General features: G+C 70.7%; 19 protein-coding genes. 12 read left to right on the forward strand and 7 right to left on the reverse strand.

The features are described from left to right. Positions 1 to 58: 58 nt before the first annotated feature. Together ACQEVI_RS05100 and ACQEVI_RS05105 are read left to right on the forward strand one after the other, a co-directional pair. Positions 59 to 688 carry a ClpP family protease gene (locus ACQEVI_RS05100; RefSeq protein ID WP_432895356.1) on the forward strand — a complete coding sequence of 210 codons (630 nt, stop codon included), beginning with the start codon at positions 59 to 61 and terminating at the stop codon, positions 686 to 688. Continuing rightward, positions 685 to 1,272, forward strand: coding sequence for a ClpP family protease (locus tag ACQEVI_RS05105; protein ID WP_432895358.1), 588 nt, complete (start codon positions 685 to 687; stop codon positions 1,270 to 1,272). Before ACQEVI_RS05100 ends, ACQEVI_RS05105 begins: the two co-directional genes overlap by 4 nt. A gap of 50 nt (positions 1,273 to 1,322) precedes the next feature. Here the strand turns inward: ACQEVI_RS05105 and ACQEVI_RS05110 are convergent, their stop codons facing one another. After that, positions 1,323 to 1,691, reverse strand: a complete 369-nt coding sequence (locus ACQEVI_RS05110) for a helix-turn-helix domain-containing protein (RefSeq protein ID WP_432895360.1) — start codon at positions 1,689 to 1,691, stop codon at positions 1,323 to 1,325. 165 nt (positions 1,692 to 1,856) lie between these two features. Between ACQEVI_RS05110 and ACQEVI_RS05115 the strand changes: the two genes are divergently transcribed. The 3 genes from ACQEVI_RS05115 to ACQEVI_RS05125 are packed head-to-tail and all read left to right on the forward strand — an operon-like array spanning position 1,857 to position 4,047. Continuing rightward, complete coding sequence (locus tag ACQEVI_RS05115) at positions 1,857 to 3,026, forward strand: UDP-N-acetylglucosamine--N-acetylmuramyl-(pentapeptide) pyrophosphoryl-undecaprenol N-acetylglucosamine transferase (RefSeq protein WP_432895362.1); 1,170 nt, start codon at positions 1,857 to 1,859, stop codon at positions 3,024 to 3,026. Positions 3,027 to 3,036: 10 nt separating this feature from the next. Then, positions 3,037 to 3,762, forward strand: coding sequence for an ATP-binding cassette domain-containing protein (locus ACQEVI_RS05120; protein WP_432895364.1), 726 nt, complete (start codon positions 3,037 to 3,039; stop codon positions 3,760 to 3,762). A 60-nt stretch (positions 3,763 to 3,822) separates the two neighbouring features. Continuing rightward, positions 3,823 to 4,047 carry a hypothetical protein gene (locus ACQEVI_RS05125; RefSeq protein WP_432895366.1) on the forward strand — a complete coding sequence of 75 codons (225 nt, stop codon included), beginning with the start codon at positions 3,823 to 3,825 and terminating at the stop codon, positions 4,045 to 4,047. Between the two features lie 87 nt (positions 4,048 to 4,134). Here ACQEVI_RS05125 and ACQEVI_RS05130 read toward each other — a convergent pair whose 3' ends face one another. Then, positions 4,135 to 4,512: a hypothetical protein gene (locus ACQEVI_RS05130; protein WP_432895368.1), complete on the reverse strand. Its 378-nt coding sequence runs from the start codon at positions 4,510 to 4,512 to the stop codon at positions 4,135 to 4,137. Between the two features lie 107 nt (positions 4,513 to 4,619). Between ACQEVI_RS05130 and ACQEVI_RS05135 the strand changes: the two genes are divergently transcribed. Continuing rightward, the gene (locus tag ACQEVI_RS05135; RefSeq protein WP_432895370.1) at positions 4,620 to 5,195 is read left to right on the forward strand and encodes a shikimate kinase; all 576 of its coding nucleotides are present in this window, start codon (positions 4,620 to 4,622) and stop codon (positions 5,193 to 5,195) included. Between the two features lie 35 nt (positions 5,196 to 5,230). Here ACQEVI_RS05135 and ACQEVI_RS05140 read toward each other — a convergent pair whose 3' ends face one another. Next, positions 5,231 to 5,932 (reverse strand): class I SAM-dependent methyltransferase, encoded by a 702-nt coding sequence (locus ACQEVI_RS05140; protein ID WP_432895372.1) that lies wholly within the window; start codon positions 5,930 to 5,932, stop codon positions 5,231 to 5,233. A 107-nt stretch (positions 5,933 to 6,039) separates the two neighbouring features. On the opposite strand from ACQEVI_RS05140, the gene ACQEVI_RS05145 reads away from it, so the two are divergent. The 4 genes from ACQEVI_RS05145 to ACQEVI_RS05160 all read left to right on the forward strand — a co-directional run bounded on the left by ACQEVI_RS05145 (position 6,040) and on the right by ACQEVI_RS05160 (position 8,725). After that, entirely contained in the window at positions 6,040 to 6,570 is a 531-nt protein-coding gene (locus tag ACQEVI_RS05145; RefSeq protein WP_432895374.1) for an isochorismatase family protein, read from the forward strand. 113 nt (positions 6,571 to 6,683) lie between these two features. Beyond that, positions 6,684 to 7,367, forward strand: coding sequence for a YceI family protein (locus tag ACQEVI_RS05150; protein ID WP_432895376.1), 684 nt, complete (start codon positions 6,684 to 6,686; stop codon positions 7,365 to 7,367). Positions 7,368 to 7,391: 24 nt separating this feature from the next. Further along, positions 7,392 to 7,916 carry a sigma-70 family RNA polymerase sigma factor gene (locus tag ACQEVI_RS05155; protein WP_116676422.1) on the forward strand — a complete coding sequence of 175 codons (525 nt, stop codon included), beginning with the start codon at positions 7,392 to 7,394 and terminating at the stop codon, positions 7,914 to 7,916. Continuing rightward, complete coding sequence (locus ACQEVI_RS05160; RefSeq protein WP_432895379.1) at positions 7,913 to 8,725, forward strand: anti-sigma factor family protein; 813 nt, start codon at positions 7,913 to 7,915, stop codon at positions 8,723 to 8,725. Before ACQEVI_RS05155 ends, ACQEVI_RS05160 begins: the two co-directional genes overlap by 4 nt. A 161-nt stretch (positions 8,726 to 8,886) precedes the next feature. Here ACQEVI_RS05160 and ACQEVI_RS05165 read toward each other — a convergent pair whose 3' ends face one another. Next, positions 8,887 to 9,684, reverse strand: a complete 798-nt coding sequence (locus ACQEVI_RS05165) for an SDR family NAD(P)-dependent oxidoreductase (RefSeq protein WP_432895381.1) — start codon at positions 9,682 to 9,684, stop codon at positions 8,887 to 8,889. Between the two features lie 65 nt (positions 9,685 to 9,749). On the opposite strand from ACQEVI_RS05165, the gene ACQEVI_RS05170 reads away from it, so the two are divergent. Beyond that, a complete protein-coding gene (locus ACQEVI_RS05170) occupies positions 9,750 to 10,343 on the forward strand; it encodes a TetR/AcrR family transcriptional regulator (RefSeq protein ID WP_432895383.1) in 594 nt (197 codons plus the stop codon). On the opposite strand, the gene ACQEVI_RS05175 is transcribed toward ACQEVI_RS05170, so the two are convergent. From ACQEVI_RS05175 to ACQEVI_RS05185, 3 genes are read right to left on the reverse strand one after another with little or no spacing between them, the layout of a single operon-like run. Continuing rightward, the gene (locus ACQEVI_RS05175) at positions 10,336 to 11,205 is read right to left on the reverse strand and encodes a carbohydrate ABC transporter permease (protein ID WP_432895385.1); all 870 of its coding nucleotides are present in this window, start codon (positions 11,203 to 11,205) and stop codon (positions 10,336 to 10,338) included. The two genes, ACQEVI_RS05170 and ACQEVI_RS05175, sit on opposite strands and share 8 nt — an antisense overlap. Positions 11,206 to 11,207: 2 nt before the next feature. Next, positions 11,208 to 12,155, reverse strand: a complete 948-nt coding sequence (locus ACQEVI_RS05180; protein WP_432895387.1) for a carbohydrate ABC transporter permease — start codon at positions 12,153 to 12,155, stop codon at positions 11,208 to 11,210. Next, the gene (locus tag ACQEVI_RS05185; RefSeq protein ID WP_432895389.1) at positions 12,152 to 13,528 is read right to left on the reverse strand and encodes an ABC transporter substrate-binding protein; all 1,377 of its coding nucleotides are present in this window, start codon (positions 13,526 to 13,528) and stop codon (positions 12,152 to 12,154) included. Before ACQEVI_RS05185 ends, ACQEVI_RS05180 begins: the two co-directional genes overlap by 4 nt. 171 nt (positions 13,529 to 13,699) lie before the next feature. Between ACQEVI_RS05185 and ACQEVI_RS05190 the strand changes: the two genes are divergently transcribed. Further along, on the forward strand, positions 13,700 to 14,641 hold the full coding sequence (locus ACQEVI_RS05190; RefSeq protein ID WP_432895391.1) for a sugar-binding transcriptional regulator: 942 nt from the start codon (positions 13,700 to 13,702) through the stop codon (positions 14,639 to 14,641). Positions 14,642 to 14,688: the final 47 nt, after the last annotated feature.

Here is a 14,688-nt window from a genome sequence, read left to right on the forward strand (position 1 = left end):
GGGCTGCTCTCGGCAGATCCGCCCCCGCGGAGCCCGTCGCGGAGTGCACGGTGAGGGCATGACCGATGCACCGAAGCCGCCGATGTTCGGCGAGAGCTCACGACGCGAGCTGTACGAGCGACGCGTCCTCGTCCTGGACGGACCGTTGGACGACGACAACGGCACGCTCCTGATGACACAGCTGATAGCGCTGGCCACGGAGGACCCGGCCACCGACATCGACCTGTGGATCCACTCCCCGGGCGGATCGGTACCGGCGATGCTGGCGATCCGCGACATCATGCGAACCATCCCCAACGACGTCTCCACGCTCGTGCTGGGCATCGCCTACAGCGCGGGACAGTTCCTGCTCTCGGCGGGCACCCAGGGAAAGCGCCGTGCGCTGCCGAACTCACGGGTGCTGATGCACCAGGGCTCCGCGGGCATCGCGGGCACCGCCGTCGACATCGAGCTGCAGGCGGACGACCTGCGGCACACCCGCGACACCGTGCTGCGGCTGATCTCCGAGGACACCGGCCAGCCGGTCGAGCGGATCTTCGACGACTCGCTCCACGACCACTGGTACACGGCCGAGGAGGCTCTCGACTTCGGCTTCATCGACACGATCGTGCAGGGCTTCGAGGGCATCAGGCCACGTGATCGTCAGCGAACCGGATTCACCGCGGCAGCCGAGGGAGACGCACGATGAGCAGCTACACCATCCCGAACGTCATCGCGTCGCACCCCCGGGGCGAGCGGATCATGGACGTCTACTCCCAGCTGCTCTCCGAGCGGATCATCTACCTCGGCACCGCCGTCGACGCCGGCGTCGCCAACGCCCTGATCGCCCAGCTCATCCACCTGGAGTCGAGCAACCCGGACAGCGAGATCCAGCTGTACGTCAACTGCGAGGGCGGCGACCCGAGCGCCGGGATGGCCATCTACGACACCATGCGCTACATCCGGCCCAAGGTGGCGACCACGTGCGTGGGCCAGGCGGTCGCCGTCGGCGCCGTCCTCCTCGCCGCCGGGGCGGAGGGACGGCGGGCGGCGCTCCCCCACGCCCGGGTCATCCTGCACCAGCCCGCGGCGCAGGGCCGCGGCGCGATACCGGACCTGATCCTGCAGGCCGACGAGGTGGTCCGTATCCGCGCGGACATGGAGGTCGCGCTCTCGAAGCACACGGGTCAGAGCGTCGAGACGCTCCGCGCCGACACCGACCGCGACCGCATCTTCACGGCCGCCGCCGCGCGCGAGTACGGCCTCCTGGACCAGGTGATCGACCAGCGATGATCCGCCGGCGGTGATGTAGCAGCGGTGCCCGGGCCCGGCGGGCCCGGGCATCACGCCGCGAGCGCGAACGCCGCCTGGCAGGTCGGCTGTCGCGTGCTGTCGCGGACGACGACCAGGCGGTCGGCGACGGCGGCGACCAGGTCGACGAGCGTGACGTCCAACGCACCCGTGATGGCGGCGATCATCTCGCTCGACGGCTCCTTGACCCCACGCTCGATCTCGGAGAGGTACTGCGGCGAGATCCCGGCGCGGCGGGCGGTCTGGTCCAGCGTCTCACCGCGCAGATGACGAAGATGTCGCAGGCGTTCACCGAGCATGTGCCGCAGCAGCGGCTCTCGTCTCGTCGGCGTCGACGGCGCACCTGGCCCTTCGGGCACCCCGTCGCGCCCGGGGCGCTGGGGCGGAGCGGTTTGGGTCATACCTGAGCGTAGGGCTGAGCCCTCGGCGGACGGCGGCGCTTCTGCTCAGAGCAGCGCACCCGCCTTCAGCCGATGCCGGGCGGACCACAGCAGCGAACGCTCGGACCGTCACAAATCGCCTACAGTTGACCCGCGCCCCCACCCACGCCGTCCTGGGAGAGTTACGTGAGTTCACACCCGCGCGAGTTCCGACTACTCGTCACCGGTGGAGGGACCGGCGGACACACCTATCCGGCGCTGACCACGCTCCGTGCCCTGCAGGCCAGGCTCGCGGAGTCGGACACGGCGGTCAGCGTCCTCTGGGCCGGCACCGCGGACGGCCTGGAAGCCAAGGTCACCGCGTCCGAGGGCATCCGCTTCACGACGGTCGCCACCGGCAAGATCCGCCGGGCGAGCAACCCGCTGGGCATGCTGACGGCGGCCAACATGAAGGACATGGCGCGCGTCCCGCTCGGCGTCGCGCAGGCCCGGTCCATCGTGGCCGAGTTCAAGCCGGACGTGATCCTGTCCACCGGCGGTTATGTCGCGGTCCCGATCGGGCTCGCGGCGGGCCTGCTCCGCCGTCCGCTCGTGGTGCACGAGCAGACCGTGCGGCTCGGACTCGCCAACCGGCTGCTGGCCAAGCGGGCCACCCGGGTGGCCGTGTCCTCGCCGTCCACCCTTGAGCTGCTGCCCGAGGGGGTGCGCGAGCGGGCCGTCGTGACCGGCAACCCGGTCCGCGCCGAGGTGCTGGCCGGGGAGCCGCTCAAGGCCGTCGACGCGCTGGGCCTGGACTCGTTCGACCCGGACCTACCGGTCCTGTACGTGACGGGCGGGGCGCAGGGAGCGGTCCAGATCAACACGGTCGTCACCGAGGCGCTGCCCTGGCTCCTCCAGCACGCGAACGTGATCCACCAGTGCGGACCGAACAACCTCCAGGACATGTTCGAGCGCACCGCCACCCTCCCCGCCGAGCAGGCCGCCCGCTACCGCGTCATGGGATTCGTCGGCGCCGAGCTGCCGGACGTGCTCGCCCTCGCCGACGTCGTCGTCTCCCGGAGCGGAGCCGGCACCATCGCGGAGCTGACCGCGCTCGGCAAGCCTTCGGTCCTGATCCCGTTCGCTTCGGCGGCCGGGAACGAGCAGTCGCACAACGCCCACCGGCTCCAGGACCTCGGTGCAGCCATCACCCTGGAGGGCGAGGTCCACGAGCGGGACCTCCGGGCGGCACTCAGGTCGCTGCTCTCCGACGCCGGACGGCGCGAGCGGATGGCCCACGCCGCCCGCGAGCACGGGCGCCCGGACGCTGCCGAGCGGTTGGTCGACGTGCTGCTGGAGGCGAGCAAGTTCTCGTGAGGCTGACTCCGTGCTGATCGAGCGAGTTCGCGTCAAACCCGCCGCCGTCGAGGAGGGCGCATGGCCGTGGAACGTACCCGCGATCGGTGACCTGGCGGCGCAGGGAGTCCGCCTGCACAGCAACATCGTGGTCCTCGTGGGTGCCAACGGCAGCGGCAAGTCCACCCTGCTGGAGGCGATCGCCGAGGGATACGGGCTCGACGTCCGGGGCGGGCACGGCGGCCGGAAGTACGCCAGCGCGATGGAGATGAGCCCGCTGGGCGAGGCGATCATGCTGGATCGCACCCGTGCGGGTTCGGGGATGACCCACCGCAACGCGAAGGGCTTCTACCTGCGGGCCGAGACCGCGTTCGGGATGCTCGAGTACATGACCGGCGCTGGGATGCCCGGGTACGGCGACAAGCCGTCCTGGGAGGTCAGCCACGGTGAGTCCTATCTCCAGGCGGTCCTCGGGCGGTTCGACGGGCCGGGCCTCTACCTCCTGGACGAGGCCGAGGGGCCGCTGTCGTTCGCCTCTACCCTCCAGCTGATGTATCGACTGCAGGACGTCGCGGACGAGCACGCGACGCAGGTCATCTACGCGACGCACTCGCCGATGATCGCGGCGCTGCCCGGAGCACAGATCCTCGAGATGACGGAGCACGGCATCGCCGAGCGCACATGGGGAGACCTGGAGTCGGTCGCCCTCTGGAAGAGGTTCCTCGGGAGACCGGAGACCTTTTTCGACGTCGACTAGAAGACGCCGCACTCCAAACTCCGTGCCACACGCATGCGAGGGAATGTCACAATTCCGGACATGGCTGCTCCTACAGGCTTCGACTACACGCTCCACCCGGACGGCTCTGTCCTCATCACGCACCGGGGCCGCGCCGCGACGACCGTGCGCGGCAGCCGGGCGGCGGCGTTCCTCGCCGAGGTCGAGCTGAGTGATCCGCAGGAAGTCATGGCCCGTTGGACCGGCAACTACCGGCGCGGCAACGAGCGCACCGCGAAGAACCACCCGCGTAACGCCCGCCGTTGAAACGCCGGGCGGATCATGGCGGAGCCGCCAGCCCTGACTTTCGATTCCCTACGAGTCAGGGCCGCAGGCCCCCGTCGCGAAATCCGCCTAGTGGACCCACCGCTCGTACTGCACGAAGAACTGCACTGACTTCGACTCCGCTTCGATAACCCCGGCACACACCCGCCGAAGGTCCAGCACGCCTTGGAAAGCGCACTCGTAGCCGTCGGGCAGCACCTCGGCCTTCAGCTGCTCGTCCGACATCCCGGGCGGAGCGTCGACCGTCAGCTCCCGCCAGCACCCTCCCGAGGCGCAGCCCATGTCCTCGCCGGTCACCCGCGCGCCCTCGGGCAGCGCAGGGAGAGATGACGCCGGGGGCATGGCGCTCTCGTCGAGAGCCAGCGACAACGGCGGAACCGCCAGAGCCACCACGGCGATCGCCGCGAGCGCCACCACTCCCCTGACGACTGATCGGGTTCGAAGCATGTTCGGACCTTATGGTCTCCCTCGGCCGGCGAACAGCGGCTACCGCCTACCTCCGCAGGGTGGGCAATAATGAGCGACATCTCGCCCGTTCACCAGGAGCGCCGTCCATGATCCTCGTAGGCCCGCTCGCGGCCGGGAAGTCCACGCTCGGCGCTCTTGTCGCAGAGCGGCTCGGGCACCCGTTCGTCGACATCGACGACATCGCCTGGTCCTATTGCGCGGAGGTCGGCTGGGACCTGGACCGGCTCCTCGAACGGGACGAGGCGGTCGGCTGGGTGGCCGCGGAACGCGAGTGGGAGCCTGCCCGCGCGCACGCGGTGGAACGCGCGGTGCCGGACCACCCGGGCGCGGTCCTCGCCTTCGGCGCCGGCTACACCAGCTTCACCAGGTCCGAGTACGCCGATCAGGTGCGCCGGGCGCTGGCGCCGGTCCCCGACGTCGTCCATCTGCTGCCCAGCCCCGACCCGATGCGTTCCGTGGCGGTGCTGCGCGAGCGTGCGATAGCGAGCCGCGGGAAGGACTGGATCATCGAGGGCCACGACTGGATCGCTGAGTGGGTGGCCGACCCCCTGGCCGCCGAGGTCGCTGCCGCCACGGTCTACACGGACGGGATCAGCCCGGAGGAGTCGGCCGAGCAGCTCGTCGAGCTCCGGGAACGGCTGTACGCGGAGCCGGCCGCGTAGGCCGGACCGTCAGGCGGCGCCGACGTCGGCCGCCGTCATGCCCTGAACAGCCCCGCGTTCAGGAACTGTGCCCCGAAGGTTCCCGGGACGTCGTCGCGCACCCGGCGCACCTCGACGGGGCGCAGCGGCGCGAAGATCCGCTCCAGGTCCTCGAGCAGGAACGACATCCCGCCGCCGAGGTCGCCGCTCGTCAGCACCTCGCGGTCGGGCGGGCTCGGCTGGCTCTCCTGGGCGAACGCCACCACCGCGTAGCGTCCACCAGGGGCGAGCAGCGGCAGGATCCGCTCGCGGTAGGTGATGCGCCGGTGCGGCGCCAGGTGGTGGAAGCATCCGGAGTCGTAGACGACGTCGAACGGCCCGGCCGGCAGCGGGTCGCGCAGCACGTCGAGGGCGGTCACGGTCATCGACGCCGGGAGGTCGGGCCGGACGGCGTCGAGCAGGGGTGCGGCCAGGTCCACCCCGACGACGACGGCGCCCCGCTCCGCGAGCCACGCACCGTTGCGCCCGTTGCCGCAGCCGACGTCGAGCACCCGGGCGCCTTCGAGATCGCCGAGCAGACCGCGGCCGTGCCAGTCGACGAGCGGTTCGTCCGGGAGGCGGGAGTTGAGCGGATGTCCCTCGCGGGTGAGCATGGCGGTCCAGTAGTCGGCGGCGTCCTTCGTCACGTCCCCTCGGCGGCTCTCGGCCACCAGCCGGTCCAGCTCGTCGAACAGGTCCTCAACGCTCCCGATCCGCATCCGACCATTTTATTCGGGTCGGCCTTTCCGCAGGTGGTTCGGCACACTTCGGGGAGCAGATGTTCGTGCACGGGCCAAACCGGCCCCTCCAGAAAGGCCCAGTACCTGTGACCACTGTCGTCCTCGTCATCGACCTGCAGGTCGACGTCGTCCGCGGCTGCTTCGACGCCGACGGCGTCGTCGCCCGTTCCCTGGCCCTCGTCGAGCGCGCCCGGGGCGCGGGTACGGCAGTCGTCTGGGTCCAGCACCACGAGACCGGCCTCGAACGAGGCACTCCGGGCTGGGCCCTCGCCGACGGCCTGACCCCGCAGCCTGGCGAGGCCCTCGTCCACAAGGCGTACCGCGACGCGTTCGCCGAGACCGAGCTGGCCGAAGTGCTGGAGTCGCTCGACGCCACCCGCCTGGTCGTCGTCGGCGCGCAGTCCGACTTCTGCGTGCGGACCACGACCCAGCGTGCCGCCGCGCTCGGCTACGACGTGACGCTCGTGAGCGACGGGCACACCACCAGGGACACCGACTGGGACGGCGTGAAGATCACCGGCGAGCAGATCGTCGCCCATACCAACATGTACTTCTCCGGTCTCCGGTACCCGCGCGGCACGTTCGGCATCGCCCGCCACGACGAGGTCTCGCTCTGACCGACGCACCCGACCGACCCCAGTTTCGAACCCGATTGAACCGATCCCGCCTTTCACCCGTAGTGAGGGGAAGAGGCCGGCAACGGGTCGGCCTGCGAACGAGAGGTGCGGACGTGCGCAGAGGGACAAAGGTTGCGGTCGGTGTCGGTGCGGCGGTAGTCGTCGTCGGAGGGGCGGCGGCGATCTTCGGGCCGGGCCTGTACGCGGACTGGGCGAACGAGGCCGCGGCGGACGCACCCGCCCTCGAGCAGTCGGCGGTCCCGCTGCCCGACGCCGAGTCGGCTGCCGGCACGTGGACCGTCAGCGACGGGTCGTTCGCCGGGTACCGTCTCGACGAGGTGCTGCAGGGTGAGGACGTGACCGTCACGGGGCGCACCGAGGACGTGACCGGCGCGGTGACGGTGGCCGACGGCTCCATCACCGAGGCGAACATCGAGGTGGACATGGCGACCGTGGCGACCGACGAAGCCAACCGCGACGGGTACTTCCGGGACAACGCGCTGGAGGTCGGCGAGTTCCCCACGGCCACCTTCGTGCTGACCGAGCCGGCGACCATCGAAGAGGGCGCCACCGCGGTCGAGCTCACGGGCGACCTCACGGTCCACGGCGTCACGCAGCCGGCCACGTTCGAGGCGGAGGTCGCGGGAGACGCGACCAGCGGCGACCCCGTGCAGGTCATCGGCAGCATCCCGATCACGTTCGCCGACTTCGACGTCGAGGCCCCGTCACTCGGGTTCGTGACGGTGGAGGATGAGGGCAGCATCGAGTTCTCGCTGCAGCTGCAGCCCGGACAGTAACCGACACCCGGAGGCGACGGGATCGTGACCACAGGTGACCCGCCCGCGGGTGCCGAGGACCAGCTCCTCGCCGCGGTGCACGACACGCACGCCGGTGCGCTGTACCGGTACGTCGTGCGCCGCACGGGCGACGAGGAAGAGGCCCGCGACGTCGTGCAGGAGACCCTGCTGCGCGCGTGGCGGCACCCCGAGGTGCTCGAACGGTCCGAGGAGTCGGTGCGCGCGTGGCTGTTCACGGTCGCGCGCAACCTCACCGTCGACCACCTCCGCAGCGCCCGGCGCACCCGCGAGCGGGCCACGGGTCACGTTCCGGACCGCGAGGAACGGGACACCACCCAGGCCGTGCTCGACTCGTGGCTCGTCGCCGACGCGCTCGTGTCACTCTCGCCGGCGCACCGAGCGGTCGTCGTGGGCGCCTACTACGGCGGCCGCTCGGTGGCCGAGCTCGCGACCGAGCTGGGCATCGCGCCCGGCACCGTGAAGTCGCGTCTGCACTACGGGCTCCGCGCGCTGCGCCTGGCCCTGCAGGAGAAAGGAGTTACCTCATGATCCCGGCAGAGGGAGGACACGGCGGCGACCAGTACGCCGAGTGGGACGCGGCGTACGTGCTCGGTGCCCTGAGCCCGAGCGACCGGCGCACCTACGAGCGGCACCTGGCAGAGTGCGCCGCGTGCCGCGCAGCCGTCGCCGAGCTCGCCGGCATGCCAGGCCTGCTCAGCACGCTGACGGCGGGGCACGCGGAGGCGCTCGTCGCCGAGGTACCCACGGCAGGTCTGTCCGACGGCGGCGGGCCGGCCCCGTACGACGTCGACCCCGCGCTCGCGCCAGTGGTCTCGCTCACGAGCCTCGCGGGCGCGGCCCGCAGGTCCCGCACCCGACGCCGGTCGCTGCTGGCGGTCGCGGCGGCGGCCCTGGTGGTCGCCGGGGCGGTCGGTGGTTCGACGCTCGCCGGGAACGGCCTGTTCGGATCGCCGGACGGTGTGTCCACGGCGCCGCCGTCGGCGACAGTGGTGGCCGGTGCACGCACCATCGAGCTGCGCCCGGTGGGCGACGCCAGGATGCGCGCCGAGCTGGTCGTCACACCCACCGACTGGGGTACGAGCCTCGAGTGGAGCTGCGACTACCCGCCTGAGCCCGGCCAGCAGGCGGACGGCGACTACACGCCGCCGGAGCCGATCAAGTACGAGCTGGTGCTGGTCGGCCAGGACGGAGCGCGCACCGTGGCGGGGACCTGGTCGTGGTCGGGCGGCACGGCGACGGACCTGGGTGCGTCGTCGTCGGTACCGCTGACCGAGGTGGACCGCATCGAGATCACTCTCGACGGGCAGGAGGATCCGGTCGCGACGGCGACCCTGTGAGGCGTTCGCGCTCGCTGCCCTGCGCGGCGTGCACCTGCAGGTTGAGCCACCAGGACGGTTCGCCGTCGGCCCACGTGGAGCGGGACCGACCTGTTGGTGACCGCCAGGATGACCATGCAGTTGCTGCCAGAATCAGATCGATCCTGGCAGCAGGTGCATGGTCATCCGGCCAGGACCGCCACCCCGGTACGGCCGCCGTCGACGTCGAGCACCGTGCCGTGCACGAACCGCGCGTCGTCCGAGGCCAGGTAGACCACCGCGGCACCGATGGCGGCAGGGTGGCCGGCTGCTCCGGCGGGTGTCCCGCGGGTCATCGCACCCGCGAAGTCGACGGCCGGGTCCAGCTCCGGCGGACGGATGACGCCCGGCGAGACCGCGTTGACGCGTACTCCCTGCGGGCCCAGGTCGGCGGCCCAGGCCCGGGTGAGCGTCTCGAGCGCGCCCTTGGTCGAGGCGTAGAGGCCGCCCACCGGAGTTCCGAGCCTGGCGACCCACGAACCGAGGTTGACGATCGCGCCGCCGCCGTCGGCCACCATGCGCGGGGCGACGGCCTGGACCAGGAAGTAGGGCGCCTTGACGTTGACCGCGTAGTAGCGGTCGAACGTCTCGGAATCGGTGTCGGCGAGCGGCACGACGGGCGAGTAGATGCCCGCGTTGTTCACCAGGATGTCGATCCGCCCGCCCAGCACCTCGGCCGCTGTGGCCGCGAGGGCGTGGCTTGCCTCGGGGCTGCCGTCCAGGTCAGCGGCGACGAAGTCCGCCTTGCCACCTCGTACGCGAATCCCGGCCACCACCTCCTGCCCACGCTCCGCGCTCCGCCCGGAGACGACGACGTGCACCCCCTCGGCCGCGAGCGCCTCCGCGATCGCTCGTCCGATGTTGCTGGTGGACCCGGTGACGAGGGCGGTCCGGTCCTGGAGCCTGTCTCCCGCGCGTGCTTTCTTGGTTGCCTGTGTCATGCCTGCGACGTTAGGAACCCATTTTTGGACTAGCAAGTCCAGAACTTTGGTCCTACCGTCGCTTCGTGAAGCTCACCCCGAAGGGTCAGGCGACCCGGCAGCGCATCATCGAGGGGGCCGCCGCGTACCTGCGTGGCAACGACGCGGGCGCGGTGACGCTGGACGACGTGCGCGCAGTGACCCGGACCAGCAAGGGCCAGCTCTTCCACTACTTCCCGGACGGCAAGGAGCAGCTCCTGCTCGCCGTCGCGCAGCACGAGGCGGACCGCGTGCTCACCGACCAGGAGCCCCACCTCAGTCGCCTCGACACGTGGGAGTCGTGGTCCGCCTGGCGCGACGCCGTCCTCGCCCGGTACCGCGCGCAGGGCCGGCTGTGCCCGCTCGGCGCGCTCATGGACCAGGTGTCGAGCACGCCGGGTGCGACAGAGGTCGTCACGGAGCTGCTGGGCCAGTGGCAGGAGCGGGTGCGGCGGGGCGTCGTCGTCATGCAGGAGAAGGGCGAGGTCAGGGCGGACCTGGACCCCGACCGGGCTGCCGCGGCCTTCGTGGCCGGGATCCAGGGTGGGGTCCAGGTGCTGCGGGCGACCGGGAGCACGGTGCACCTGGAGGCGGTCCTGGACGCGCTCATCGACCACCTCGGCCGCCCCCGACCTACTTGATCGCGCCCATCGACAGGCCGCGGACCAGCTGCTTCTGGGCGATCCAGCCCGCCAGGATCACGGGGAGCGACGCCAGGAGGGCCGCCGCGCTGAGCCGGGCGAGGAACAGGCCCTCGCTCGTCATGGTCGACACGATGAGCACCGGCACGGTGGCCGCCTGGGACGCCGTCAGGTTGAGGGCGAAGAAGAACTCGTTCCAGGCGAAGATCACGCAGATGAGCGCCGTCGCCGCGATGCCGGGCGCCACCATCGGCAGCAGCACGGACCGCATGGTGCGCATCAGCCCCGCGCCGTCTATCGACGCCGCCTCGAGCACCTCACCGGGCACCTCGATGAAGAACGACCGCATCATCCACACCGCGATCGGCAGGTTCATCGCGGTGTACAGCACCACGAGGGTCCAGATGTTGTCGAGCACCTTGAGCTGGCCGGCGATCACGTAGATGGGCACGATCACGGCCACCACCGGCAGCATCTTGGTGGAGATGAAGAAGAACAGCACGTCGCTGACCTTCTGCACCGGCCGGATCGAGAGCGCGTACGCCGCCGGCACGCCGAGCAACAGCACCAGGACCGTCGAGACGCCGGTGGCGATCACCGAGTTGCCCACGTAGACCATCGAGCCGCTCTCGAGCACTGCCCGGAACTGGTCGAGGGTCGGCGTGAAGAACCACGTCGGCGGGTCGGAGGCGGCCTGGTTCTCCTGCTTGAACGCCGTCATGGCCATCCAGGCGACCGGGAAGAAGAACCCGATGGCGAGCAGCCAGGTGAAGGTGGTCAGGAAGCCACCGGAGACGCGGCGGTTCGTGCCGCGCCGGGCGTCGGTCGTGCGCGAGGTGGCCACGGGAGTAGCGACAGACATGGTCACTCCTTCACTTCGAAGCTGCGGAAGATCAGGCGCAGCGCGGCGGAGGCCACGATGATCGTGGCGATCACGACGACGACGCCCATGGCGGCGGCCTGCCCGACGTCGAACCCGAGGAACGCACGCTGGTAGATGTAGAACGGCAGGTTGGCGCTGGCCGTACCGGGGCCGCCCGCCGTCATCAGGTAGATCTGGTCGAACGTGTTGACCACGTAGATGATCCCCAGCAGCACGCCCAGCTCGATGTACCGGCGCAGGTGCGGCAGCGTGATCAACCGGAACGTGAGCCATGTGCCGGCGCCGTCGACGGACGCCGCCTCGAGCACGTCCTTCGGCTGGGCCTGCAGGCCGGCGAGCACGAGCAGCATCATGAACGGCGTCCACTGCCACACCAGGGCCATCAGGATCGCGATCACGGGGTAGGTCGACGTCCAGTCGACCGCCTCGACGCCGAACAGGCCGAGGGTCCAGTTGAACAGGCCGTACGTCGGGTTGAGCAGCGCGATCGACCACAGCACCGAGGTCGCCACCGGCATCACCAGGAACGGCGTGATGAGCATGGTGCGGGCGACGCCGCGGCCGAGGAACGGACGGTCCAGCAGCAGGGCGAGCACGATCCCGAGGACCATTGCCACCAGCACGCAGCCGAGGGTGATGACCACGGAGTTCCAGGCGGTCTGGCGGAACGTCGAGTCGACGGCGATGTCGACGTAGTTGGACAGGCCCACGAACAGGTCGGACTCGGGCCGCAGCAGGTTCCGCGAGTGCAGCGAGTACCAGATGGTCAGCAGGAACGGCAGCTGCGTGACGATGACCGTGAAGATCAGCGCGGGCAGCAGCGGGCCACGACGGCGCCACGCCTCCGCGCGGCTGACCGGTCGCGACGACGCCGCGCTGCGCGCCGCCCGGCGCGATCCTTCGAGCCGGTCGATGGTCGAGGTGCTCATCGCCCCTCCTCTGCCTGGTAGGTCTCCGCCACCGTCTCGGCGTACCGCTGGGACTGCGCGATGGCCTCGTCCACGGTGATCTGCCCGGCGATCGCGGCGGACATCTGCTGGCCGACGCGCGTGCCGAGGTCCTGGAACTCGGGGATCCCGACGAACTGGATGCCGGGGTACGGCACCTCGTGGGTCATCGCGCCCTCCTGCGTCGCCCCGTTCATCGAGTCGAGCGTCGCCTCCGCGTAGGCCTCGGAGACCTCCGCGTACTGGGGGAGCTCGTAGGTGGACAGCCGGCTGCCCGGGGGCACCCGCTCCCAGCCGATCTCGTCGCCGACCAGCTTGATGTACTCCTTGTCCGTCATCCAGGACACGAAGTCCCAGGCGGCGTCCTTGTGCTCGCTCGTCGACGGGATCGCCAGCGACCAGCTGTAGAGCCAGCCCGCCGACTCGGTCTCGGCGACGGGTGCGGGGGCGTAGCCCACCTTGCCCGCCACCGTCGACGACGCGGGGTCCTCGACCGAGGAGACCATCGAGGTCGCGTCGTACCACATGGCCGACTGCCCCTGGGCGAAGCGGGTGAGGCAGTCGCCGAAGCCCGACGTCGCGGCGCCCGGCTGGCCGGAGGTGCGCAGCGTGTCGATGTAGGTCTCGATGGCCTCGCGGCTCTCGGGCGAGTCGATGGTGGCGTTCCAGCCCTCGTCGAACCAGCCCCCGCCGAACGTGTTGATCGCGGTGCTCATCGGGGCCATGACCTCGCCCCAGCCGGCCAGGCCGCGCAGGCAGATGCCCGAGAAGTCCTCCTCGGGAGCGTTCAGCTCCGCGGCCAGCTCGCGCACCTCGTCCCACGTCGGGTTCGCCGGCATCTCCAGCCCCGCCTGCTCGAACAGGTCGGTGCGGTAGGCCAGGAACGACGACTCCCCGTAGAACGGCACGGAGTACATGTCGCCCTCGTACGAGAGGGCCTCACGGACGCTCGGGACGAAGTCCTCGGCGTCGTACCCCTCGGTGGCATCGACGTACGGCTGCAGGTTCTCGATCCAGCCGTTCTCGGCCCACATGGGCGTCTCGTAGTTGGAGATCATGACGACGTCGAACTCGCCGCCGCCGGTGGCGACCGAGGCCGTGATCTTGGCGCGGGCCTCGTTCTCGGGCAGCGACACGAACCGCACGTCCACGCCCGGGTGGGCGGCACGGAACTCGTCCTGCAGCGAGATCGCGTCCTGCATCTGCGGGTTGGACACGATGGCCACGACGATCTGCTCGCCGTCACCGCCGCCTACGGCGCCCGCCCCGGCGCAGCCGGTCAGGGCCAGCGCGACGACGGCCGTGGCGGCCGTCAGCGTTGCTCTCACCGAAGTACCCCTCGGAGGTCGGAACATCCTCGTCCTCTCCTCGTCCATTGTTCGGCACGGTATCCATGCCGCGCTCATTTGAGAATATGATCTGCTCATCTGTATCCGCAGCGTAGTTCGGTATGCTCAGGTGAGCAAGACCTCCCCTCAACAGTCGCTCGAATGTTCCCGCTGACGCCTGCGGGAGTGAGGACGCAGGTGACCCAGCCCAATTCGAACCTCATCTCGAACCTCATGGTCGAGGTGAGCACCGACTACTACCTCGACGGCAAGTCGAAGGTGGAGATCGCGCGCCACCACGGCATCTCCCGCTTCCAGGTGGCGCGCCTGCTCGCGCAGGCCCGGAACGAAGGAGTGGTCCGCATAGAGATCACGCCACCCCGGGCCGACGGCGAACGCGGCGCCCGCCTCGCCGCCCGCCTCGGGCTCCGCGAGGTCCTCATCGCCGCCAGCGGCGCGGACACCGCCACCACTCGCGAGAACGTCGCGGTGGAGCTCGCCCGCACCGCGCGCGAGCACATCACCGAGGGCGCGACGGTCGGCGTCTCGTGGTCGCGCACGGTCGAGGCGGCGGTGCGGCACATCGGCCGGCTGCCGCAGTGCGACGTCGTCCAGCTGGTCGGGGCGCTGCCCGTCGAGGGCAGCGGCAACTCGCTGGCGCTCATCAGCGCGTTCGCCCAGATGCCCGGCGTGCGGACGTGGCCGGTCTGGTCACCGCTCCTCGTGGCCGACGCCGCCACCGCCGCGGGCATGCGCAGGCAGCCGGAGATCGCCGACGCGCTGGCGCGGGCCGATCACCTGGACGTCGCGGTCGTCGCGATCGGCCACTGGTCCGAGCGGACGTCCACGGTGTTCCCGCAGATCAGCACCGAGGAGCAGCAGGCGGCCACCGCGGCCGGCGCGATCGCCGAGTGCTCGGGCCGCCTGTTCGACGCCGCGGGCCGCCCCGTCCGCACCAGCCTCGACGAGCGCGTGGTGGGCGTGACGCTCGAACAGCTCGTCGCCACGCCGCAGGTGATCGCCATCGGCTACGGCGCCGCCGTCGCACCGGGCCTGGTGGCGGCGGTCAACGGCGGGGTAGCCAACACCCTGGTGATCGACGACGCGGCGGCGACGGCCCTGGAGTCCCTCACCCCTTGACCCCTGAGGTGTCAGACGTACAGGTCACCCGGGTGACCTGTACGTCT

This window comes from Promicromonospora sp. CA-289599, assembly GCF_050936155.1.
Classification (GTDB): domain Bacteria; phylum Actinomycetota; class Actinomycetes; order Actinomycetales; family Cellulomonadaceae; genus Promicromonospora.